General features: G+C 66.0%; 17 protein-coding genes, 1 tRNA gene and 2 rRNA genes (1 of these 20 only partly in view). 3 read left to right on the top strand and 17 right to left on the bottom strand.

Annotation, left to right across the window (positions count from 1 at the left end; all coding sequences use genetic code 11):
- The 3 genes from IEW49_RS10130 to IEW49_RS10120 form a co-directional block, all read left to right on the top strand.
- Positions 1–1,671: ribosomal RNA gene (locus IEW49_RS10130) — 23S ribosomal RNA — on the top strand; it begins 1,121 nt to the left of the window's first position.
- Between the two features lie 118 nt (positions 1,672–1,789).
- A 5S ribosomal RNA gene (gene rrf, locus IEW49_RS10125) occupies positions 1,790–1,904 on the top strand.
- 100 nt (positions 1,905–2,004) lie between these two features.
- Positions 2,005–2,081, top strand: a tRNA-Met gene (locus tag IEW49_RS10120).
- A gap of 374 nt (positions 2,082–2,455) precedes the next feature.
- On the opposite strand, the gene virB11 is transcribed toward IEW49_RS10120, so the two are convergent.
- The 17 genes from virB11 to IEW49_RS10035 form a co-directional block, all read right to left on the bottom strand.
- Positions 2,456–3,493: a P-type DNA transfer ATPase VirB11 gene (virB11, locus tag IEW49_RS10115; RefSeq protein ID WP_188642555.1), complete on the bottom strand. Its 1,038-nt coding sequence runs from the start codon at positions 3,491–3,493 to the stop codon at positions 2,456–2,458.
- A 3-nt stretch (positions 3,494–3,496) separates the two neighbouring features.
- Positions 3,497–4,627 (bottom strand): TrbI/VirB10 family protein, encoded by a 1,131-nt coding sequence (locus tag IEW49_RS10110; protein ID WP_308419700.1) that lies wholly within the window; start codon positions 4,625–4,627, stop codon positions 3,497–3,499.
- Entirely contained in the window at positions 4,624–5,379 is a 756-nt protein-coding gene (locus tag IEW49_RS10105) for a TrbG/VirB9 family P-type conjugative transfer protein (RefSeq protein WP_229658160.1), read from the bottom strand. Before IEW49_RS10105 ends, IEW49_RS10110 begins: the two co-directional genes overlap by 4 nt.
- The gene (locus tag IEW49_RS10100; protein WP_229658159.1) at positions 5,376–6,572 is read right to left on the bottom strand and encodes a TrbL/VirB6 family protein; all 1,197 of its coding nucleotides are present in this window, start codon (positions 6,570–6,572) and stop codon (positions 5,376–5,378) included. Before IEW49_RS10100 ends, IEW49_RS10105 begins: the two co-directional genes overlap by 4 nt.
- Positions 6,569–8,989: a VirB4 family type IV secretion/conjugal transfer ATPase gene (locus tag IEW49_RS10095; protein WP_188642554.1), complete on the bottom strand. Its 2,421-nt coding sequence runs from the start codon at positions 8,987–8,989 to the stop codon at positions 6,569–6,571. The genes IEW49_RS10100 and IEW49_RS10095 overlap by 4 nt, the downstream gene beginning before the upstream one ends.
- 34 nt (positions 8,990–9,023) lie before the next feature.
- On the bottom strand, positions 9,024–9,308 hold the full coding sequence (locus tag IEW49_RS10090) for a VirB3 family type IV secretion system protein (protein WP_188642553.1): 285 nt from the start codon (positions 9,306–9,308) through the stop codon (positions 9,024–9,026).
- A gap of 3 nt (positions 9,309–9,311) precedes the next feature.
- Entirely contained in the window at positions 9,312–9,596 is a 285-nt protein-coding gene (locus IEW49_RS10085; RefSeq protein WP_373282524.1) for a TrbC/VirB2 family protein, read from the bottom strand.
- A 17-nt stretch (positions 9,597–9,613) separates the two neighbouring features.
- On the bottom strand, positions 9,614–10,240 hold the full coding sequence (locus IEW49_RS10080; RefSeq protein ID WP_188642551.1) for a lytic transglycosylase domain-containing protein: 627 nt from the start codon (positions 10,238–10,240) through the stop codon (positions 9,614–9,616).
- A gap of 185 nt (positions 10,241–10,425) precedes the next feature.
- Positions 10,426–11,901: a Ppx/GppA family phosphatase gene (locus IEW49_RS10075; protein ID WP_188642550.1), complete on the bottom strand. Its 1,476-nt coding sequence runs from the start codon at positions 11,899–11,901 to the stop codon at positions 10,426–10,428.
- Entirely contained in the window at positions 11,898–14,105 is a 2,208-nt protein-coding gene (locus IEW49_RS10070; protein WP_188643177.1) for an RNA degradosome polyphosphate kinase, read from the bottom strand. The genes IEW49_RS10075 and IEW49_RS10070 overlap by 4 nt, the downstream gene beginning before the upstream one ends.
- 19 nt (positions 14,106–14,124) lie before the next feature.
- Positions 14,125–14,733, bottom strand: coding sequence for a bifunctional 4-hydroxy-2-oxoglutarate aldolase/2-dehydro-3-deoxy-phosphogluconate aldolase (gene eda, locus IEW49_RS10065; protein WP_188642549.1), 609 nt, complete (start codon positions 14,731–14,733; stop codon positions 14,125–14,127).
- Positions 14,730–15,707, bottom strand: coding sequence for a glucokinase (locus tag IEW49_RS10060; protein WP_188642548.1), 978 nt, complete (start codon positions 15,705–15,707; stop codon positions 14,730–14,732). Before IEW49_RS10060 ends, eda begins: the two co-directional genes overlap by 4 nt.
- The gene (gene edd, locus IEW49_RS10055; RefSeq protein ID WP_373282503.1) at positions 15,704–17,524 is read right to left on the bottom strand and encodes a phosphogluconate dehydratase; all 1,821 of its coding nucleotides are present in this window, start codon (positions 17,522–17,524) and stop codon (positions 15,704–15,706) included. The genes IEW49_RS10060 and edd overlap by 4 nt, the downstream gene beginning before the upstream one ends.
- On the bottom strand, positions 17,524–18,210 hold the full coding sequence (locus IEW49_RS10050; RefSeq protein WP_188642547.1) for a 6-phosphogluconolactonase: 687 nt from the start codon (positions 18,208–18,210) through the stop codon (positions 17,524–17,526). The genes edd and IEW49_RS10050 overlap by 1 nt, the downstream gene beginning before the upstream one ends.
- Entirely contained in the window at positions 18,203–19,657 is a 1,455-nt protein-coding gene (zwf, locus tag IEW49_RS10045) for a glucose-6-phosphate dehydrogenase (protein WP_188642546.1), read from the bottom strand. Before zwf ends, IEW49_RS10050 begins: the two co-directional genes overlap by 8 nt.
- Positions 19,658–19,724: 67 nt before the next feature.
- Positions 19,725–21,017: a sugar MFS transporter gene (locus IEW49_RS10040; RefSeq protein WP_188642545.1), complete on the bottom strand. Its 1,293-nt coding sequence runs from the start codon at positions 21,015–21,017 to the stop codon at positions 19,725–19,727.
- 86 nt (positions 21,018–21,103) lie between these two features.
- Positions 21,104–23,419, bottom strand: a complete 2,316-nt coding sequence (locus IEW49_RS10035; protein WP_229658157.1) for a glycoside hydrolase family 3 protein — start codon at positions 23,417–23,419, stop codon at positions 21,104–21,106.
- Between the last annotated feature and the right edge of the window lie 138 nt (positions 23,420–23,557).

The following is a 23,557-nucleotide window of genomic DNA, read 5'->3' as shown; positions in this document are numbered from 1 at the left end:
TAACAGCTCACTGGTCTAAATAAGGGTTTCTGCGGCGAAGATGTAACGGGGCTAAAGTAATGCACCGAAGCTTAGGGTTCAGAATTTATTCTGAGCGGTAGCGGAGCGTTCCGTAAGCGGATGAAGCCGAAGGGTAACCGACGGTGGACGTATCGGAAGTGCGAATGCTGACATGAGTAGCGATAAAGAGGGTGAGATGCCCTCTCGCCGAAAGACCAAGGGTTCCTACGCAATGCTAATCAGCGTAGGGTAAGCCGGCCCCTAAGACGAGCCCGAAGGGGGTAGTCGATGGGAACCACGTTAATATTCGTGGGCCTGAAGATGTGTGACGGTTCGTGGAAGTAGTTCGTTCTTATTGGATTGGACGGGCTGCCAAGCGGATCCAGGAAATAGCCTCTTCATATAGACCGTACCCGAAACCGACACAGGTGGTCAGGTAGAGTATACCAAGGCGCTTGAGAGAAGTATCCTGAAGGAACTCGGCAAATTGCCTCCGTACCTTCGGAAGAAGGAGGCCCTGAATCGAGGCAACTCTTTTCAGGGGGCACAGGCCAGGGGGTAGCGACTGTTTAGCAAAAACACAGGACTCTGCTAAGTCGGCTTCAAGACGACGTATAGGGTCTGACGCCTGCCCGGTGCTGGAAGGTTAAGAGGAGGAGTGCAAGCTCCGAATTGAAGCCCCAGTAAACGGCGGCCGTAACTATAACGGTCCTAAGGTAGCGAAATTCCTTGTCGGGTAAGTTCCGACCTGCACGAATGGCGTAACGACTTCCCCACTGTCTCCAGGATATGCTCAGCGAAATTGAATTCTCCGTGAAGATGCGGAGTACCCGCGGTTAGACGGAAAGACCCCGTGCACCTTTACTGCAGCTTTAGAGTGGCATTAGGAAAGAACTGTGTAGCATAGGTGGGAGGCTTTGAAACTTGGGCGCCAGTCCGAGTGGAGCCAACCAGTGAAATACCACCCTGTTGTTTTCTGATGTCTAACCTAGGTCCGTTATCCGGATCAGGGACCCTCTATGGCGGGTAGTTTGACTGGGGCGGTCGCCTCCTAAAGAGTAACGGAGGCGCGCGATGGTAGGCTCAGGACGGTTGGAAACCGTCTGCGAGAGTGCAATGGCATAAGCCTGCCTGACTGCGAGACTGACGAGTCGAGCAGAGACGAAAGTCGGTCATAGTGATCCGGTGGTCCCTCGTGGAAGGGCCATCGCTCAACGGATAAAAGGTACGCCGGGGATAACAGGCTGATGATTCCCAAGAGCTCATATCGACGGAATCGTTTGGCACCTCGATGTCGGCTCATCACATCCTGGGGCTGGAGCAGGTCCCAAGGGTTTGGCTGTTCGCCAATTAAAGTGGTACGTGAGCTGGGTTCAGAACGTCGCGAGACAGTTTGGTCCCTATCTGCCGTGGGCGTCGATACTTGAAAGGAGTTGCCCCTAGTACGAGAGGACCGGGGTGAACGTACCTCTGGTGTACCAGTCATGCCGCCAGGCGTGCCGCTGGGTAGCTATGTACGGACGGGATAACCGCTGAAAGCATCTAAGCGGGAAGCCTCCCTTAAGATAAGGTATCTTCGAGTCGTGATAGACCATCACGTTGATAGGCTGGGTGTGGAAGCGCGGTAACGCGTGGAGCTAACCAGTCCTAATAACTCTGATCATGCTTGATGAATCCCACCATCAACGTCAGCCCTGCGAAGGGAAGCGTTGACGGACGATTGATCAGCCAGATCAACGCCTATACGTATCGCATCGATTTAAACCCGCACGCCGCGCCGGCTTCATTGCTTGGTGGTCATAGCACCTGTGACCCACCCGATCCCATCTCGAACTCGGCCGTGAAACCAGGTAGCGCCGATGGTACTAGTGCTTAAGCACTGGGAGAGTAGGTCGCCGCCAGGCATTGCAGCCGGCGCTGTGCGCGGGATAACCCATTCACTTGTCAGAGGGCCGCCCATCAGGGTCGGCCCTTTTGGCGTCTCTGACGTCAGCAAAACGGTGCCGCGGGGTGGAGCAGTCCGGTAGCTCGTCAGGCTCATAACCTGAAGGTCGTTGGTTCAAATCCAACCCCCGCAACCAGTTTTCGAAGAACCGCCCTCCGGGGCGGTTTTTTTGTGTCTCGAATGGACAGCCCGCCGGGGCGTCCGGAGGCCAAAGGTCTCCCGCAGGACCGGTCAGCCAGTGCCTTTGCTTTCCCGCGCAGATGCACGAAAGCGGCGTTCACGGGCACTCGGCGGCGACCCGGTGACAAAGCCCCTGCCGATTCCGGCGACTTCGGTCCCACCGGGGCGCACGCTCCCCTGCCAGAGTTGGTCCGGCGTCCGGGGTAGGAACGTGCGCCTGGCGGGGAAAGGCCCGGTCGAAGCTTTCGAGAGAGTCTGCGCGTCGCAGCCGGTTGGCCATGCGCCGTTTCTCCCGAGGGAACTACCAGACTGCCTTCAGCGGTTGGTAAATCAAGCGCCGGGATTATCGGCGATCGCAACGAGATCGGCGGATCGTGCAATCGCGGCGATTCCACGCTTGCCGTCGGTGCGGTCGAGCTGGACGATCACGTCGATCACGCTCGCCGCGTATTCGAGCGTGTCCTGGCGGCTCAGCCCGATCCCGGTCTGCATCACCATTAGCGACAATTGCTCGAGCGCGCCGCGCACCGAATTGGCGTGGATGGTAGAGAAGCTGCCCGGATGGCCCGTGTTGATGGCGCGCAGGAAGGACACGCTCTCGGTCCCGCGCAATTCGCCGAGCACGATCCGGTCGGGGCGCAGGCGCAGCGCGGCCTGAAGCAATTCGTTGGCGGTGACCTTGGCCTCGCCCAGCTCGCCCTTCACGGCAACCAGGCCGACGCCATTCTCGCCCGGCAGTTTCAGCTCGGGCGTGTCCTCGACCAGCACCACGCGCTCCTCTCCCGGAATCTCGCCGAGCATGGCGTTCAGGAAGGTGGTCTTGCCGGTCGAGGTACCGCCCGAGACGAGGATCGTCTTTCGTGCCTGGATCGCTGCGCGGAGGAATTCGATCGGCTGCTGCTGGTGATCTGGAAAGTCGGGCTCCACGTGTTGCCCGAGGGGGCCGTGGTCATAGGCGTCGAGTGGCAGGTCGAGGCGGCGATGCCGGCGGATCGCCATGCACCAGTGCTTGCGCGCGGCAGGCGGGCCGCAGAACTGGATTCGCGCGCCATCTGGCAGCGTCGCCCCGAGCAGCGGGTGCTCGCGATTGATCCCCTGGTGCGAGACCCGCGCGACCTGTTCGGCGAGACGCTGGACGAGGCGATCGTCGATCTCGCTCGTCTCGACCTTGCGCATCGGCCCGCGCAGCTCGGCGTCTTCGATCCAGACTTCGCCGGGGCGGTTGACCAGGATCTCGGTGACCGAATCCTTGTCGAGCCATTGGCGGAAGGGCGCGAGATAGGCGTCGAGATAGACGCTGCGCGCATCGGCACCGATTTCGGGCGGCGTGTCCGGGCCTTCGCCGTCGGCCGAGATCGGCGCGTCCATCGCTCAGCGTCCCGTGGCGACGGTCGAGAAATCGAGGTCGCGCGCGGTGAAGACGCGGATCGGCTCGCCCTGCTTGACGCGAATGGTCGGGCCGATCTCGCCGTTCTGCTGGAGCGCGGTGGCCGCAGCGCTCTGGCCGCCGCCGAGGACGACGCTCGCCCCGCCGCCCGCGATCGCGGTCAGCCCGCCGATCACCGAGAGCAGGATCGCCGAGCCGAAGCGCTGGAAGAACTTGTTGTCGACGTCGCCGGCGAGCCCGGTGGTGCCGTCGAACCCGGTCCCGGGGGAGGCGAGGTCGACCGAGACGCCGTCGGGTTGGAGGAGCCGGGTCCACACGACATAGGCGCGCTTCTGCCCGGCCTGCACGCCGCTCTGGTACTGGCCGACGAGCCGCGAGCCGCGCGGGACGAGCACCCGCTTGCCGTCGAAACTGCGGACATCCTTGCTGACGACCGCACGGACATAGCCGGGCACGTCGGTGTTGATCGCGGTTTCGAGCACGGCGGGAATGAGCGTGCCCTGCGCCACCGTGGTCGACGGATCGATCGACCGCGCTGCGCGGGTCGGCGCGCCGCCCACGCCGCCGATCCGCGAGGCAAAATCGCTTGCGTTGCCGCCGCCGGGGGTCGGCGGGGCTCCGGCGGCTGCTGCATCGGCGGCTTCGGCAGCGGCGGCGGCGCCGGGCGCGCGCCCGACGTCGTACACCACGGTGGGCGAAGAATAGGGATTGCCGATCGGGGCGGTCTGCACCGTCGGTACGCTCGATGTCGTGGCGGTATAGACCGGGGCGGGCGAGGCTGCAGGCGGTCCTGCCGCTTCGGCCGGCTGTGCCGCCGGAGGTTGGACGATCGGCTGAGCTGGTTCGCCCGTCGCGATACCGGACACCTGTTCGTCCGGCTGACCTCCGCCGATCCCTTGGGCGTTGCGCTCGGTATCGGGATTCTGCAACGCCCACAGCGTCACCGCCCCGAGCGCCCCGATCGCAATGATGCCCGCGGCAAGGCCGAGGCCGTCGCTCGCGCCCTTGCGCTGGGTCACCGCGGGATAGGAATTGCGGCGCGCGAGATCGGTATCTTCGAGATCCATCGCGTCGCGCGGGTCGACCGCGTCTTCGGTGGCGGCATCGCGCATCATCGGCTCCCCGCTTCGGCGCTCACCCGCGGCGGGCCAGCATAGAACAGTTCGGCAAGATCGTCGCCGCTGCGCAGGACGATCAGCCCGGGTACGCCTTCGACCACGATCGTGTCGCCGCGCAGCGTGTAATTGGCGGGGCCTTCGTCGCCCTCGTCGTTGCGCAGCAGGATCGCCGGGATCGCGCGCTCGGGATCCCAGACAAGGAAGGTCGCCTCAGCGTCGTTGTAGATCCGTTCCGGCATCAGCACCGCCGCTCCGCGGCGCGACCACTGCGTATTGAGCGTCGCGGGATCGACCACCGCATAGGGATCGCTGGCGGCGGCGAGCTCGGCCGCGGTCGCGCGGGCAGCGGGGCTCGCGACGGTCTCTTCGGCCTCGGCTTCGTCGGGATAGATGAAGCTCAGCATATAGACCGGCGGGTTGCGCGGGTTGCTGACGAGGTCGAACAGATAGGTGCGCTTGCTCGTCACCACGGTCATGTTGGTCGACGCGATTTCGGACAGGGGTTTGACGAAGACGCGGTCGGCACCTTTGTTCGGCGTGACCTGCCAACTGTTGGAATCGCCGATTCCGATATTCTCGATCACTTCGTCTTCGCCAAAGACGATCATCGCCTGGACATTGGTGCGCCCTTCGAGCCGGACCACGCGATCCTCGTCGTAGAACACCTCGACCAGGCGCGGATCCTGCGCGCGCACGTCGGTAGCTGACGCGATCAGCGCCAAGAGCAGGGCTGCGACCACCCGCATCATCGTATCATCTCCGGTTTCCTGGCTGCGGACGGCGCGCGAAAGCGGCTGCCGATCCCGTGGGTTCGTGATGGTGTGCCGGCACTGTCGCTCGATCCGGCTGCGACGCCCGCGGCGCGTTCGGTGACGGTGCGGATCTCGGTCCGGTTCGACATGCCGCCGGAGTCGTTGGCGGCATTGGCGGCCATGATCGCGGCAGGCATGCGCGCGCGCTCGGCGGTGCCCGAGACGGACGACGCGGCCTGCGCCGCCGCCGGTTCGCGGGCCTGTGCATTGGTGCCGGCTGTGGTGTTGGTGATCACGGTACGGCTCTCGCTGCGATCGCGGGCGAGGCCGAACACGGTCCACCCGGCGACCATCGTCGCCGAGACCTTGAGTACCAAGATCATCAGCGCGACATGGACCGCGCCGATCAGGAAGAACGCCATCGCAGCGCGCGGATCGATATTGCCCTGCTGGGTGGCGAGGCTCGAGATCACCGGCACGGCGAGTTCGAGCATGACCCCGCCCGCGAGCACCGCGAACAGCGGCGCGAGCGCGAGCATGGTCAGTCCCTTGATCCAGCCGACGAACAGCCCGCGCGTCCCTTCGAAAAGGACGAGGCTGACGAAGATCGGGCCGAGCGCGACCAGCACCGCGAGCGCGATCTTGGCCGTCACCAGCACGCCGACCGTCCCGAGCAACAATAGCGTCCCGCCGAGCCACAGCAGGCCGGTCGGCGAGAACACCGAAATGTCCTGCCCGGCACCGCCCGCCCCGGCGATCTCGCCGATCGTGAGGAAGGTGATGTCGATCTTGTCGGCGAAGGTGGCGGTGGCCGATCCGTCGATCCCGGTGATCACGCTGGCGAGATAGTCGGGCGAGAGCACGAAGACGTTCCACACCAGCGCCTGGAAGGCGAGCCAGCTCGAAGTCAGCACGATCACCAGCACCAGCGTCGCGAAACGCGGGGTGAGCTGCGAAATGCCGAGCCGCGTGCGGCCGGTCATCAGCGCGATCCCGAACAGCGCGACGAACAGCGTGAAGAAGATCGTCAGCGCGGGGACGAGTTCGCCGCCCGGGCCGAACAGCCGCGCGAAGGCGGCCTGGGCCATCTCGCCCGCGACGCAATCGACCCCGCGCAGCGCACCGGCGAGCCCGCCGGCGATACCGTCGGTGTAGAGATCGCAGGACGAGGCGGCGGCGGCGGTCGTCACTCGGCTGCCTCGGGCATGTCGCTGTCGTGCTCGATGCCACTGTCGCCGGGCCACGGATGCCCGGTCAGGTGCGGATACCAGGCCGCCGGATCGTCTCCGAGTTCGGCGCGGAGATTGTCGAGCTTGCGCACCGAGGCCTCGCGGCCCGACAGCACGGTCAGCACTTCGGGCGCGCCGCCAAGGTCGAGCCGCACCACCACGCTCGCATTGGGCTGGCGCACGAGGAAGCAGCGGCTATGCGCGGGCAGCGTCTTGATCAGCGCGAGCTCGTGCTCGGTCAGGCCGAAGCCTTCGGAATAATCCTCGGCGCGGGCGCGCGGGTTGGGGGTGAAGACCAGCGTCGCGGTCTGTTCGACGAGCGCGGTCGATATCTTCGAATCGAGCGCGTCGCGCGCGCTCTGCGTGGCGAAGCCGACCAGCGCGTTGCGTTTCCGCAAGGTCTTGAGCCAGTCGCGGATGCGCGCGGCGAAGACCTCGTCGTCGAGCGCCTTCCAGCCCTCATCGATCAGGATCATCGTCGGATGCCCGTCGAGCCGTTCCTCGATCCGGTGGAACAGGTACATCATCGTCGGCGTGCGCAGGCGCGGGCTTTCGAGCAATGCGGTCATGTCGAAGCCGAGCACGCGGCGTTCGAGATCGACCTCGTCGCGCTCATTGTCGAACAGCCAGGCATGTTCGCCGTCCTCGATCCAGGCCGAGAGGCGGTCGGCGAGGTCGCCGGGTTGCGGGCGGCGCGTCCCGGCGAGCAATTCGCGGAAATGCCGCAGGCGCCGCAGGCGCGGGTCGTTCTCGTAAGTCGCGTCGACCGCCGCTGCGATCGTGCCCAACTCTTCGGGCCCCTCGGCATTGAGCATCACGCCCAACCAGTCGCGCAGGAAAGCCTTGTTGGCTGGGGTCTCGGGCAGCATCAGCGGGTTGAAACCGGTCGGCTCGCCCGGGCTGATCCGGTCGTAGCGCCCTCCGATCCCGCGAATGAAAATCTCAGCGCCGCGATCCTTGTCGAACAGGATCGTGCGGGGGCTGAACTTCTGCGCCTGCGCGGCGAGGAAGTTCATCACCACGGTCTTGCCCGACCCCGACGGGCCGATAACCGAGAAATTGCCGAGGTCGCCGGCGTGGAAATTGAAGAAGAACGGAGTCGAGCTGGTGGTCTCCAGCAGGGCGACCGCATCGCCCCAGTGATTGTTCTCCGCCCGCCCCAGCGCGAAGCCGTGCAGCGACCCGAAGCCCGCCATGTTGGCGGTCGAGATCATCGCGCGACGCACGATATACTGCTCGTTGCCGGGGAATTGCGCCCAGAAGCCCGGCTCGAGATTGGTGTCCTCGCGCACCGCGATCGCGCCGGTATCGGCCAGCGCGGCGCCCACCGCCGCGGTCGCCTCGTCGAGTTCGGGAAGGGTGGGTGCCTTGACCAGCACCGAGAGGTGGTGGTCGCCGAACCCGACCGAACCCGCGCCGAGCTGGTCGCGCGCCGACAGCATTTCCGCGCGCTCGCTCGCCGCTTCTTCGTCGGCCGAGCGCAGGCGGCGCAGGGCGAGGTCCATCCGCTCGCGCGCGGTCTGGCGCTCGTTGGGCGCGTAGCTCTCGGTCACCGTCATCTCGAACGGCAGCCGCAGGAGGTTGTCGAGCAGTCCGGGCGCGGTCGCTTCGGGGTATTCCTTGAGGCTCATCAGCGAGCCGAAATCGGTCGCGCCCGCACCGCGCAATTCCATCGCATCGAGCCCGAAGCTGGCGCGCCGGTAGGGGATCATCTGACCCAGATCGACATGGGCCTCGGGCGTGCGGACGGGCCGCATCTCGCCATTGTAGAGCGCCGAAAGCAGTTCGAGCGGCTCGGAGAACCGGCGGCCGTCATTGCCGCCATATTCGCCGAGAATGCGCGCGCCGTAGGGCTGGAGCGCGGCGACCAGCCCGGTCGCGGCGGCGCGCAACGCGCGCATTTCCTTGACGTCGGCGACGATTTCGCGACTGCCTTTGCGCTTCCAGGCCCGGCTCAGCCGCTCGGCGATGCCCGCCTTGCCGCGCGCGGGGCGGCGGATCAGGGTGATGAACTGGTCGTTCACGAACAACTTGCCGCCCGACAGCAGCTGGCGGTGGCGGCGGTCGATATGCGCCGAGAGCGGATCGTCGAACTGCGCGTCGAGTTCGACTTCGACCCGTCGCCGGATGACGTGGTGGTAGAGCACGAAGCGCGCATCGAGCGTCGAGCGCAGGATCACCTCGCGCGTGGCGGCGTGGGCGTTGAGTGCGTCCGAATCCTCGGTCTCGAACAACAGGCCGGGGACCTGGATCGACTGCATCAGCGCGCCGTCGCGCAGCAGCACGGTCTCGCCGTCCTCGAGCCGCAGATAGGGCAGGCGATCGCCGGCCAGCGCTTCCTTCGCGCTCCAGCCTGCCGCTCCGATCCACTTGCTCATAGAATTGCTCCGAAGTCCCGCATGGGACGCATTGTCAGGGCGCGTAGCTGTTGCAGCCCCAGCGCTTCCAGTTGCGCACGCGCGGCGTCTTGCTCACCTTGGTCAGCCAGAGATCGAACACGCGCGGCTCGCGCAGGCAGGCGAAATAGCCGATCAAATGCATCACCACGGCGACCGGGAGGATGATCCAGTTGCGGAAGATCAGGAAGGCCTCGACGGTGACGACCGCGTTGATGATGAAATAGTTGAACGTCACGCCCATGAACATCTGCGGCCGGGTGAGGGCGCGATGGACGGGGGCGCGAACGAGACCCGCCATGGCTCAGCCGCCTGCCGCGCTCTGGATGCCGCCGACGATCGAGGCCGCGCCGAACAGGATGAAGGTGCCGAGGATGACGGTCGCGCCGAAGCGCCAGTTCATCCGGCCGGTCAGCATCATGAAGCCGACCGCGGCGACCGCCATCACCGCAACCGCCGTGGCGACGCTGCCGAGCAGGGTGTCCTGCATCCAGCTCAGCGCACCGACGATCGGGCCCGATCCGGCGGGATCCTGCGCGAAGGCAGCGGTTGGAAGAAGCAGGACCCCGAGGGCGGCGGAAACGGACATCTTACGCATGGATGAAATCAACTCCGGGATTGGGCGGCCAACCGGCCCATGATGGAAGCTACATATAGCTGAGTTTCGCGGATCGCGGGTATGCCATTTACCCGCGCGACCCGCTCGGGCCCGCAATTATAGGCAGCGAGCGCGAGGGCGAGATTGCCTTCGAAACGGTTCAATTGAATGCGCAGGTAGCGCGCCCCGCCTTCGAGGTTCTGGAACGGATCGTGGATGTCCACCCCCATGTCGCGCGCGGTACCGGGCATCAATTGCGCGAGCCCCCGCGCACCGACCGGCGACACGGCCTCGTGGCGCCAGCGGCTTTCCTGCCACACCAGCGCGTCGATCAGCGAGGGCGATAGCTGGTAGCGGATCGCTAGCCCGGCGACATGCGCGCGGTAGAATTCGGGGACGGTCATGGGGACCTGCGCCAGCGCGGCTTCGAAATCCTCGCCGTCGACGCCGGGGGGCGGAGTGTACTGGCCTTGCTGCGGCGGCGGCCCGCCGACCTTCCAGCTGTGGCCTTCGGCACCGATCTCGATGACATCGGCCATGGCGGGCGTCGCGAACAGAGCCGACACGATTCCGGCCCCGCCGAGCGCGAGGCGCGGCAGGCGAGCAGGTTTGATCGTGATTGGCGCGAATCCCATTCGGCCCAGTCCTCCGTCCGAACGCGCATGGCTACCACATGTGACGCGCGCGTGACAATTTCCCTGCGCTTTGCGGCGCGTCGGCGGGGGCGATGCGACACGGATGTGCGCGAAGCCTTGATTGTTCTGGTTTTCCCGTAATTCCATCCTGCCGGCGGCGCCTGAACCGCGATTGAACCCGGTCGCTATGCCGTTCGCCGTTCGATCGCAGGCTTGAGACCGAGATGGCTGGCGAGGGCGGACAGGTCCTCCTCGGTGCCGGGACCGCACAGCGACATCGCCTCGGGCGGCACGGCGAGGACAAGTTTCTTGCCGTCGACGCGCAGCACGCTGCCGGCGAGCGAGGAGAGGGCTGCGCTGCCGAGTCGGCGCAGCAGGCGAATGCCGAGCCCCCAAGCCACACCCTCGGCGAGATCGTTCTCGCTTGCGAGCAGCGCGAGTTCGTCGGGCAGCTTGGTCCGCCCGGTCTGCGCGAGCAGCGCGGCGGCGAGCTTGGCGCGATCCCCCGGCTCGAGCCCGATCCAGCGCTTGTGGAGCGCCCAGTCGAGCGCGTGTCGGCGACGGATATTGGGCTCGAGTCGCTGGCTGGCCAGCGCGAGCATCGCGGTGACGAGGCGAAGCCGTTCGGTGCCCTCGGCGCGCGCGCCGGGCAGCCCCGAGATCCACCCGGCGACCATCGCCCCGGTCTGTGCAGTCACGTCGCGGCGCGCGGCATAGGCGGTGACCGCCGAAATCAGCGGATCCTGCACCCGCAATTCGCGGGGCAGGCGCTGCATCAGTAGGCCCTCGCGCAGGCCCCAGGCGGAAAAGACCACCCGATCGGGTTCGAATTCGCCCAGCAGCGCGCCGACCAGCGCCGAGGCGTCGCCGATCATCTCCTTGCGCGAAGAGGATATCTCCTCGATCCCGGCGATCTTGTCTGTCTCGCGGCGGGCGAAGCGCTTGGCGATGCGGCGCGCGTCCCCGGCCTCGAGCACGAAGCCGTGCGGATCTTCTAACGGCGACTTCATCTCGATCATCGCGAGCCGCCCAAATGCACGCAGCGTCCCGCCGACAAGGTAGAGCGTTTCTCCCTTCGCCGCGCGAAAGCCGGACTTTTCGATGACCTTGGCGATCGCCGCCTTCTTGCCCTTGTTGGCCGGCAGGCTGGGGAGGCGCAGCGTGCCGAGCGGCAAGGTCGTGCCGTTGCCGCGATTCTCGTGGTCGATCTCCATCAGCTCGAGACTGCCGCCCCCGAGATCCGCGACCACGCCGCGCGCGTCGGGAAAGGCGCCGAGCACGCCGTCGGCGCTGGCCTGAGCCTCTTCGTTGCCGCTGAGGAGCCGTGGTGCGAAGCCCAGTTCGCGGACTTTTTCGAGGAAATCCGCGCCGTTCTTCGCGTCGCGCACCGCGGCGGTGGCGACCGCCTCGACATCATCGATCCGAAGCTCTTCGATCAGGCGTGCGAAGCGGCGCAGGACATCGAGCCCCAGCTTCGCCGCCTTGCCCGGGATCTTGCCCGTGCGAGACAGGTCGCGGCCGAGGCGCGCCACCGTCTTCTCGTTGTGGAGCACATGCGGTGCGCGCGGCGGATTGCCGTAGACCACCATGCGGATCGTGTTCGACCCGATATCGATGATCGCGCGCGGTCTCTCGCTATCGCGCTTTCCGCTTCGGTTCATTCGGCGCTTTCGCGGCGGAGCGAGAGGCGGGGAACGTCCTTGTTCTTCTTGAGCGCGCCGCCGCGTCCCGAGAGCGAAGGATTCTCCATGAAGTACCGGTGCAGGTTAAAGGGGTTGTCGCCTCCCTCGAGCCGTTCGTAGCTGCCATCGGCCTGCAACCGCCAGCTGCGCTCGGTGTCGAGCAAATTGGCCAGCATGACCTGTTCGAGCACCTGGTCGCGCACGGTCTTGTTGGTCATCGGGACCATTGTCTCGACCCGGCGATCGAGATTGCGGCTCATCCAGTCGGCCGAGGCGATATAGACCTTCGATTTCTTGCTCGGCATCATCTCGCCATTGGCGAAGGCATATATGCGGCCGTGTTCGAGGAACCGCCCGATCACCGATTTGACCGTGATATTGTCCGACAGGCCCGGGACCTCGGGGCGCAGGCAGCAGATCCCGCGCACCACCAGGTTGATGCGCACCCCGGCCTGACTTGCCTCGTAGAGTTTCTCGATCATCTTGCGATCGGCGAGCGCGTTCATCTTGGCCCAGATCGCCGCGGGTTTGCCCTTGGCCGCGTTGGCGATCTCGGCGTCGATCAACTGGTAGACGGTCCGCCGCAACCCGCTGGGCGAGACCGCGATGCGCTCGAGGTTTTCGGGCTCTACATAGCCGGTGATGAAGTTGAATAGTTTCGCAGCGTCGCGGCCCATTGCAGGATCGGCGGTGAAGTAGCTGAGATCGGTGTAAACCTTGGCGTTGACCGGGTGGTAATTGCCGGTCCCGAAATGGCAGTATGTGCGGAAGCTGGTGCCTTCCTGCCGGACAACCATCGAGACCTTGGCGTGGGTCTTCCAGTCGACGAAACCGTATATCACCTGGACGCCCGAGCGTTCGAGCTCGCTCGCCCAGTGGATGTTCTGCTCCTCGTCGAAGCGTGCCTTCAATTCGACCACCGCGGTGACGGACTTGCCCGCCTCGGCGGCCTCGATCAACGCGCCGATGATCGGCGATTGCGAGCCGGCGCGATAGAGCGTCTGCTTGATCGCGACGACATCGGGATCGCGCGCGGCCTGGCGCAGGAAATCGACCACCACCTCGAAGCTCTCATAGGGGTGGTGGATCACGATGTCCTTTTCGCGGATCGCGGAAAAGGCATCGCCATCATGCTCGGCGATCCGCTCGGGGTAGCGCGGGCTGTAAGGCTCGAACTTGAGATCGGGCCGATCCTCTTCGACGATTCGCTCGAGCGCGGCGAAACCGATCAGACCGCTCTTCTCGTCGACCGTCGCCTGCGCCAGGTAAAGCTGTTCGCGCAGCAGGGTCTCGGCTTCCTCGTCGAATCCCTCCTCGATTTCGAGGTGGACGACGTCGCCCCGCCGGCGTCGCTGGATCGCGCTGCGGAAATAGCGCACCAGGTCTTCCGACTCTTCCTCGACCTCGATGTCGCTGTCGCGGATCACGCGGAACAGACCGTCTCCGCGCAGCTTGAAGCCGGGGAACAGCAGCGTCGCATGGCGCCGGATCAGGTTCTCGATGCTGATATACTTGGTGTCGCGGCCCGGAATGCGGATGAAGCGCGGCAGATTCCCGGGGATCAGCACCATCTCGACCAGCGATACCCCGTCGCTCTTGCGCTTGAGGTTGAACAGCAGGCCGAGCCCGAGATTGGCGACGAAGGGGAAGGGGTGTGCGGGATCGACCGCCTGCGGGGTCAGCACCGGCAGGATGTTCTCGGTAAAGTAGGTCTCGAGCCACGAGCAAGTCATGTCGTCGACCGTGCTGCCGTCGATCACCTCGATGCCGTTCTCGGCCAGTTCGGTGCGAAACTCGTCCCACACCGCGTCCTGTTCGCGCTCGATCCGCTCGAGCTCGTCGTTGATCTTTTCAAGCTGCTGGCCCGGGGTCATCCCGTCGAGCGACAATTCGTCGATCTTGCGCTTGGCCTGCCCCATCAGCCCGGCGACGCGGACCATGATGAACTCGTCGAGATTGCTCCCCGAGATCGACAGGAAGCGCAGGCGTTCGAGCAGCGGGTAGTCGCGATTGCGCGCCTCGGCGAGCACGCGGCGGTTGAAGGCCAGCCAGCTCAGTTCGCGATTGAAGAAATGTTCGTTCTCGAACGAGTTCGCATCCTCGGCACCTTCGGATGCAGGCGCTGCAGGGTGGAGGGGCGTCAACTCGTTCACATTCCAACGCTTGCGCGCGGGATGCGACATTTTCAAGACATTGCTGCGATCAGCCGAGCGCCGCGGCGGCGCGGGCAAGCGCCTCGATGTCGTGCGGCGCGGCACCCTTGGGCGCAATCCAGCTGCCTCCGACACACAACACCGGATCGAGCGCCAGCCAATCGGGCGCGCTGGCGGCGGTGATCCCGCCGGTGGGGCAGAAGCGGCATTGGCCGAACGGTCCCGCGAGGGCCTTGAGCGCAGCGATCCCGCCATTCGCCTCGGCCGGGAAGAACTTGAAATGCGTCAGGCCGAGATCGAGCCCGCACATAAGGTCGCTCGCGGTGGCGATCCCGGGGAGGAACGGGATCTCGCGTTCGTTCGCCGCCTGGCCGAGGCGCTCGGTCAGGCCGGGCGAGACGATGAACTCGCTGCCCGCATCGATCGCGGCGTCGAGCCCGTCGGGGTCGATCACCGTGCCTGCTCCGACGATCGCGCCCTCGACCTGTTTCATCGCACGGATCGCGTCAATTGCCGCAGGTGTCCGCAAGGTCACCTCGAGCACGCGCAGCCCGCCCGCCACCAGCGCCTCGGCCAGCGGCACGGCGTCGGCCGCGTCCTCGATCACCAGCACCGGGATCACCGGGGCGGTGCGCATGATAGTGCCGATGTCGGTCACGTATGCTCCTTGGCGAATGCCGCGGCGGCACCGAACAGGCCCGGCTCGGGATGGGTGATGATGCTGACCGGCTGCTGCTCCATCAGCTTGCGATAGCGGCCCTTGGCGGCGAAGCGCTCGGCAAAGCCCGATTGCGGGAGGATCTTCGCGAGCCTGAGGCCGAGCCCGCCCGCCAGCACCACCGGGCCTGGGCCGTGGGTCAGCGCGATATCGCCCGCCACCGCGCCGAGACACTGGCAAAATCGATCGAGCGCGGCTTCGGCAAGGCTGTTTTCGCCCGCCAGCGCCATCGTCCACAGCGCCTTGTCATCGCCCTGCGGCATCGGCCGACCCTCGATCTCGGCGATGGTCTCAAGGATCGGGCGGATGCCCGGCCCCGCGACCACGCGCTCGACCGAGACGCGGGTGTGGTCGCCCCGCAGCCGTTCGAGCAGCTTGTCCTCGATCCGGTCGAGCGGGGCAAAATCGGAATGGCCGCCTTCGGTCGCGAAGACATGGCCGCGCCCCCCGATCCGCGCGAGGATCGCGACGCCCAGGCCGGTGCCGGGGCCGATTACGCTTACGATCCCGTCTTCGGGCAGCGGGGCCTCCGGTCCGGCGACATGCGCGAGGTGTTCAGGTCCTACGGCATCGACCGCATGCGCGACCGCAGCGAAATCGTTGAGCAGCAAATGCGTGTCGAGACCGAGCTTGCTGTTCACCAGCGCGGGCCGGATGACCCAGGGATTGTTCGACAGCTTGATCAGGTCGCCCGCGATCGGCGCGGCCAGCGCGATGCTGGCGGCGCGGGGCAATTGCTCGCCGATCGCCTCGCCATAGGCTTCCCACGCGGTCTGGAAACTGGCGTGATCGGCGCAGGCCATCTTGGTCGGTTTGCCGAGCGAAGCGACTTTGCCGTCGGCCACTTCGGCTATCGCGAATCGGGCATGCGTGCCCCCGATATCGGCGGTGACGATGCGGGTCGGAGCACTCACAGCCCGGCCTCGAACAACATCGCACTGCCGCCGCGCTCGGCCTCGTCGGCATGGCGGCGCATCAGCGCGAACAGCTCGCGGCCCAGCCCGTCTTCGGCAGCTGGCGGCGTGGGCGTATCACGCAGGTTCCAGTCCTCGGCGTCGACCAGCGCTTCGAGCGTGCCTTCCTGTGCGCAGACGCGAACGAGGTCGTCATCGCGCAGCTTGCCGATCGGGCCTCCGCCGAGCGCCTCGGGCGAAAGGTGGATCGCCGCGGGCACCTTGCCGCTGGCGCCCGACATCCGGCCGTCGGTAACGAGCGCGACCTTGAAGCCGCGATCCTGCAACACGCCCAGCGGCGGGGTCAGTTTGTGCAATTCGGGCATCCCGTTCGCGCGCGGTCCCTGGAAGCGGACCACCACCACCACGTCGCGGTCGAGCTCGCCCGCCTTGAACGCGGCCTGCACCGCTTCCTGCGTGTGGAAGATGCGGCACGGCGCCTCGATGGTGTGGCGGCTTTCGTCGACCGCGCTGGTCTTCATCACCGCGCGGCCGAGATTGCCTTCGAGCAGCGCGAGCCCGCCATGGTCGGAAAACGCCGTCGCGGGCGGTCGCAGGATGGTTTCGTCGAGGCTCTTGGCAGGCGCGTCGTTCCAGACGAGCGCGCCATCGTCCAGCTCGGGGGTGCGGCCATAGAGGGTGAGGTCCGAATGCCACACGGTCATCACGTCCTTGTGCAGGAGGCCTTCGGCGAGCAATTCGCGGATCACGAAGCCCATGCCGCCGGCCGCCTGGAAATCGTTCACGTCGCCCGAGCCGTTGGGATAGACCCGCGCGACCAGCGGCACCGCTTCTGACAGTTCGGCGAAATCGGTCCAGTCGACGCTGATTCCCGCCGCGCGCGCGATCGCGGGGATATGGATCATGTGGTTGGTCGACCCGCCGGTCGCGAGCAGGCCGACGATCGCGTTGACCACCGCCTTCTCGTCGACGCAGCGACCGAGCGGGCGGTAATCGTCGCCCTCCTTGCCGATCCCGGCAACCCGGTGCGCGGCGGCCCGGGTCAGCTCCTGCCGAATCTTCGTGCCGGGATTGGGGAAGGCCGCGCCGGGAACATGGAGGCCCATCACCTCCATCATCATCTGGTTGGAATTGGCGGTGCCGTAGAAGGTGCAGGTCCCTTCGCCGTGATAGCTCGCGCTCTCGGCTTCGAGCAATTCGCCCTTCGAGGCCTTGCCCTCGGCATAGAGCTGGCGGACGCGCTGCTTTTCCTTGTTGGCAAGCCCCGACGGCATCGGCCCGGCGGGCACGAAGATCGTCGGCAGGTGTCCTGCGCGCAAGGCAGCCATCAGCAGACCGGGCACGATCTTGTCGCAGATGCCGAGCATCAGCGCGCCTTCGTACATCGCGTGGCTCAGCGCGATCGTGGTCCCCATCGCGATCGCGTCGCGGCTGAACAGCGACAGTTCCATCCCGTCCTGCCCCTGCGTGACCCCGTCGCACATCGCGGGGACGCCGCCGGCGACCTGTGCCGTCGCGCCGACCTCGCGGGCGAACAGCTTGATCTTCTCCGGGTAGCGATAATAGGGCGCGTGCGCCGAGAGCATGTCGTTATAGGCGGTGACGATCGCGATGTTGGTGGCGCGCGCCTCGCGGATCGTCGCCTTGTCCTCGCCGCTCGCGGCGAAGGCGTGGGCAAGGTTGCCGCAGGACAATGCCGAACGACGCGGGCTTTCCTCGCCCATGCGCTCGATCAGGTCGAGATAGCGTGTGCGCCCGTCGCGGCTCTTCTCGACGATCCGCTGGGTCACCTTTTCGATGGTCGGATCGAGGGTCATCAGAACAGGCCTTCGTAAACGGTCATGGTGGGCTGCAACTCCTCGAGGAAGCGACCCATCGGGTAGGGCGAGGCGGTGCCCTCGGCCAGCGCGCGGTCGAACACGGCGCGCTTGTCGCGGCCCGCAATCACCAGGATCAGCCGGCGCGAATCGGCGATCGCGCGCGGCGAGATACTCAGGCGTCCGACCGGTGCCCCGGCGGGCATCGGAAATGGATTGACGAACACGGTGTCGTCCTCGGTGGCGAAGGCACGCTCGTAATCCGGCCCGGGAAAGACGCTGGCGAAATGCCCGTCACCACCCATGCCCAGCCACAGCAGGTCGGCTGGCAGATCGACCACGTCGAGCGCGGACGGAGGGAGCGGGTCGGTTTCCGGATCGGGGAACAGGCCCAGCACCCGCGCCCCGGCGGGCTCGAAAACCTCACGCAGCTTGGCCGTGTTCGACAGCTTGTCGTTTTCTGGGACCAGCCGCTCGTCGACAGGGATGATCGTGACGTCGGCCCAGCCAAGATCCTCTTCGGCGAGACTGCGATAGATCGGGAACGGGCTGCTGCCGCCGCTCAGTGCGAGCAGGGCGGAGCCGCGTTTTTCGCGCCCGCTTGCGATCGCGCGGCGCATCTCGTCGGCGAGCGCGGCATGCAGTTCGTTCTGGTCGTCGAAGGTAAGGCGTTCGATCTCACTCATGCCAGCTGACCCCGTCGCGTTCGGTCAGCGCAATCCCCGCGCTCGGGCCCCAGCTGCCCGCGCTGTAGGGCTTGGCGGCAAGGCCGCTCTCGGCCCAGCCGGCGCGGATAGCGTCGATCCATTGCCACTGCGCCTCGACCTCGTCGCGGCGGACGAACAGCGTCTGGTCGCCTTCGATCAGGTCGAGGAGCAGGCGTTCGTAGGCGATGCGTCGGACGGTCCCGGCGAAGGCCTGGCTCAGCGACAGGTCGAGCGGCACCTCGCGCAGGATCACCTTCTCGCTGTCGAGTCCCGGTTCCTTGGCCATCACCAGCAGCCGGACATATTCCTCCGGCTGGAGCCGGATGACGAGCGTGTTGGCCTGCAACTGCCCGCCGCGCTTGCCGAAGATGTTGTGCGGCACGCAGCGGAACTGGACCACGATCTCGCTGCGCCGTTCGGCTAGCCTTTTGCCAGTGCGCAGGTAGAACGGGACGCCCTGCCAGCGCCAATTGTCGACATGGGCGCGCAGGGCGACGAAGGTTTCGGTGTCGGAGCTATCGTCGAGATCGGCCTCGTACGACCCGACCGCCTCGCCGCCGACTGCGCCGTCGGTGTACTGGCCGCGCACGCTTTCTTCCGGCCCGAGCGGGCGCAATGCGCGCAGGACCTTGACCTTCTCGTCGCGGATCGCGGTGCTGTCGAAATCGCCCGGCGGTTCCATCGCGGTGAGCGCGAGCAATTGCAGCATGTGGTTCTGCACCATGTCGCGCAGCGCGCCGGTCTCGTCGTAGAAGCCCGCGCGGCCTTCGAGCCCCACGGTCTCGCTGACGGTGATCTGGACATGCTCGATGTGCGCGGCGTTCCAGACCGGCTCGAACAGCATGTTGGCAAAGCGCAGCGCCATGAGGTTCTGCACCGTCTCCTTGCCGAGATAGTGATCGATCCGGAAGATCCGCTCCTCGGGGAAGACCGCGGCGACCGCATCGTTGATCTCGCGGCTAGAAGCGAGGTCGTTGCCGAGCGGCTTTTCGAGCCCGATGCGGACGTTATTGCCAGCCAGCCCGGCCGATTCGAGCCCCTTGATCGTCGGCTCGAACAGGAACGGCGCGGTGGAAAGAAAGATCGAGAGGCCGCCCGACGTGTCGCCGACCTTCTCGGCCAGCGCATCGAATCCCTCGATCGTCGAGGCGTCGAGCGCTTGGTAGCTCAGCCGCTCGGGAAAGCTCTCGAGCGCTTTCGGATCCTTGCGATCCTCGGGAAGGTGTTCCTCGAGCGCCTCGCGCGCCATCTGGCGGAATTCATCGTCCGACATCTCCGATCGCGCGGTGCCGATGATCTGCAGCTCGTCGGGCACCAGCCCGTCGGAATGCAGCGCATAGAGCGAGGGCAGGAGCATCCGGCGCGCGAGGTCGCCGGTCGCGCCGAACAGCAGCAGCTTGGAAGAAGTCTCGCCGGGGGCGGTCATCGGAGTCCTTTTCTCATATGGAGACTACGCGCCAGCCCCCCGGTCGGGTCCTTTGGGTCTAGCGGGGTCAGGCCGGGCGGCGCGCGTAATATCCGAAGCCGGCAATGATCGCATAACAGATCGCCGGCAGTACCAGCGCGAAGGCGAGGCTGCCGCTCGCATCGGCGATCACCCCGAACAGCAGCGGCACGACCGCGCCGCCGAAGATAGCGACGTTGATGATACCCGATCCGTCGGCCGCTCGCGGGCCGAGCTTTTCGCAGGCCAGCGAGAAGATTGTCGGGAACATGATCGAGTTCATCAGGCCGCAGGCGAGCAGGCTGTAGGCCGCGATTTCGCCGGCGGAGTTGGCCGAGATCGCAATCAGAAGAATCGCACCGATCGCGTTGAAGGCCAGGATCTTGCCCGGCGAAAACACCCGCAGCAGGCCCGAACCGATGAAGCGCCCCACCATCGCGCCGCCCCAGTAGAGGCCGATCATCCAGCCGATAACGCTTTCGGGCTGGCCGAGCACGCGCTCGAGCGCGAGATAGTTGATGATGATCGAGCCGATTGCGACTTCGGCGCCGACATAGAGGAAGATACACAGCGCGCCGTAACCGAAGCGGGTGCGCTTCAGGAGGTCGAGCCCGGCGAGGCCCGAGGAGGCTTCGTGCTTCTCGCCCTGCAGGCGGTTGCGGAACGCCCAGACCGCGAGCGCGACCAGCCCGATCAGCACGGCGAGGCCGAGATAGCCTTGCCAGATCGCTTCGCTTTCGGCCTGGCGGTAGGCGATCAGTTCCGCGCCCGACAACTGGTCGGCGGTCACGTTGGCGAGGCTGCCGAGGATCACGGCGGCGCCGACGATCGGGAAGACCGTGGTGCCGAGCGAGTTGAACGCCTGCGCGAAGGTGAGGCGGCTATGCGCGGTCTTCTGCGGGCCGAGCAGCGAGATCAGCGGGTTCGCGACGACCTGCACGATCACCACGCCGCTGGCGAGGATGAACAACGCGCCGAGGAACAGCGCGTAGGTCGCGGTCTGGCTCGCCGGGATGAACAGCAGGCAGCCGAGGATCATCAGGCACAGGCCCGCCACCGCGCCGCGCATATAGCCGATCCGCTTGACCAGCTTGGCGCCGGGGATGCCGATCACGAGGTAGGCGGTGAAGAAGCAGAACTGCACCAGCATCGCCTGGGTGTAGTTGAGCGTGAACAGCTCTTTCAGCTTCGGGATGATCACGTCGTTGAGCGAGGTGATGCCACCGAAGATGAAGAACAGGCCGAAGACGAAGAACTGCAGGCCCGGTGCGTTGATGTGGGTGCCTTCATCCTCGAGCGGTTGCGGATCGGTGCTGCTCGATACGTCGGGTGCAAGTGCCATGGTTATTCCCTCTCCCTCGCTCACCCCGATCTATGCGCGACGGGGCGTGCGTCCAAATCAATTCATGTCAGTCCGATCACGGGCGATCAGAACGAACACTCGGCGCCCTCGGGCATGTCCTGCCGCACGATTCGCGCGATCTTCAACGTTAGCGGCGCGTCGGAGGTGATCGCGATGCGGTCGCCGAGCTCGGGCGCGCATCGTTCGGTGATGATCATCTCGCGCCAGCCCTTGCCCGCGCTCAGCGCGAAATTGCGCGTGATGTCGATCTCGGTCTCGCCGACGGTCAGCGTGACCTTGCCCGCGGGCTGCGCCGGCAGGTCATAGAGGATGCGGTAATCGCCTTTGCCTTCGCCGGCCTGCGTCAGCGACAAGGTCGCTCCGGGGCCGAACACCACTTCGCGCGCGTCTTCCTGCCGGTCCTTGTCCACACCGCGGGCGACCACGCCGGCACCTTCTCCACGCAGGTTCGGAAGGCGGGTCTCGCCGGCATAGGCGGTGATGCCGCTGGCGAGCCGGCCGAGATCGTACCAGGTCGCCGCCGAGCCCTGCGCCAGATAGCTGCATTCCTCCGACAGTTCGGCGAGCGGGGCGGTGTCGGTGAGCGAGCGGCCGTAACCGACGCGGAAAAGCGCACCCCCGGGACCGTTGACCGGGGCACCGCCGCACTCGGCGGGCCAGCTAAAGGACAGTCGCCCGGTCGCTTCGCGCTTGCCGAACAGGATGTCCGACACGCCGCCGCCTTCGCTGCCCGGCAGCCACGACGCGACGAACGCGTCGGAGGCGTTGATCTCGCGGTTCATCCACAGCGGGCGGCCCGACAGGAACAGCGCCACGGTGGGCACACCCGCTGCCTCGTACTTGCGCAGTAATTCGAGGCCCTCGGTGTCCTCGAATACCATGGTCTTCCGGTCGCCGACGAACTCGGCATAGGGTTCCTCGCCGAACACCACGATCGCGACGTCATGGTCGCCGATCGTCGCGTTGCCATCGGCCGACAGGGTGGCGCTGCCGCCCTGCGCGCGCGCCTCTTCGGCGATCGCGGCGTAGATCGAGGTGGCGTTGGGGAAATAGGAATTGTCGAGCTCGCCGCCGCCCTGCCAGGTCAGCGTCCAGCCGCCCGCGGCCTGCGCGATATCGTCGGCCGCGCTGCCTGCGACGATCACCTTCGCGCCCTGCTTGAGCGGCAGCACGCCGTTGTTCTTGAGGATGACCTGCGACTTGGCGACCGCTTCGCGCGCGAGATCGCGGTGCGGGGCCATGCCGAGCTTGCCCCATTCTCCGGCATTGGCACGCTCGGACGGCTTCCTCGCGTCGCGATCGAACAGGCCCATGCGGATCTTCATGCGCAGTACGCGGCCGACTGCCTCGTCGAGCCGAGCCATCGCGATCGTGCCGTTCTCGACCTGGCGCACGAGGTTTTCGAGCAGAGCCTTCCAGTCGTCGGGCACCATGTAGATATCGAGCCCGGCATTGAGCGCCTGCGGGCAATTATCGACCGTGCAGCCGGCGATCTGGCCGTGTCCGTTCCAGTCGCCCACGACCACGCCCTCGAAGCCCATCTCCTCGCGCAGCACGCCGGTCAGCAGCGCGCGATTGCCGTGCATTTTCACGCCGTTGATCGAGTTGAAGCTCGCCATCACGACTTCGACCCCGGCATCGATTGCGGCGGGGTAGGGGACCGCGTGGATCGCCTTCAGCGCGTCGATATCGCCGTTGACGTCGCCCTGGTCGACGCCCTGGTCGGTGCCGCCATCGGCGAAGAAGTGCTTGGCGGTCGCGACCACCCGGCCATCGCCGAGGAAGTCGCCAGCGCCCGGGCGGCCCTGCAGCCCTTCGACCAGCGCCGCGCCCATCCGGGCGACGATCTGCGGGTCTTCGGAATAGCTTTCGTAAGTCCGACCCCAGCGATCGTCGCGCGCGACCGCGACGGTGGGCGAGAAGTTCCAGTCGATCCCGGTAACCTCGATCTCGGTCGCGGTGGCCGCACCGATCCGGCGGACCAGATCGGTGTCGCGGGTCGCGCCGAGCCCGATATTGTGCGGGAAGATCGTCGCGCCGACGATATTGGTGTGGCCGTGCACGGCATCGGTGCCCCAGATCGTGGGAATGACCGGCTCGTCGCCCGGCAGTGGCCGGGTCGAGGCGAGGTACATTTCGTCGGCATAGCGCAGCCATTCCGAAGCGGCGGCGAATTCGTCGCCATAAGGGCCGCCATTGCCGCCATTGAGATAACTGCCGAAGCGGTAGCGCGCCATGTCCTCGGGAGTGAAGGAATTGACCTGCGGCTGGATCAGCTGCGCGACCTTGCGTTCGAGGCTCATCCGCGAGAGCATGTCCGCGACACGTGCGTCAACGCTGGCCTGGCTTGCCGCAGTTTGCGAACCGCCCGTCGATGCCACGGTTCCGGGCTGCGCTGCACATGCTGCCAGCGCAAGACACGCCCCCGATGCGAGAAGACGACCGACCATGCTTTTAAATCCTCCTGATTCTCACGAATGAGAACGTTCCCAATTGGAGGGATTGGCACGGTGCGGAGG

Source organism: Pseudoblastomonas marina, assembly GCF_014641655.1.
GTDB lineage: Bacteria > Pseudomonadota > Alphaproteobacteria > Sphingomonadales > Sphingomonadaceae > Alteriqipengyuania_A > Alteriqipengyuania_A marina.
The sequence above is the reverse complement of the archived record's forward strand: the minus strand, read 5'-3'. Positions and strand labels throughout refer to the sequence as shown.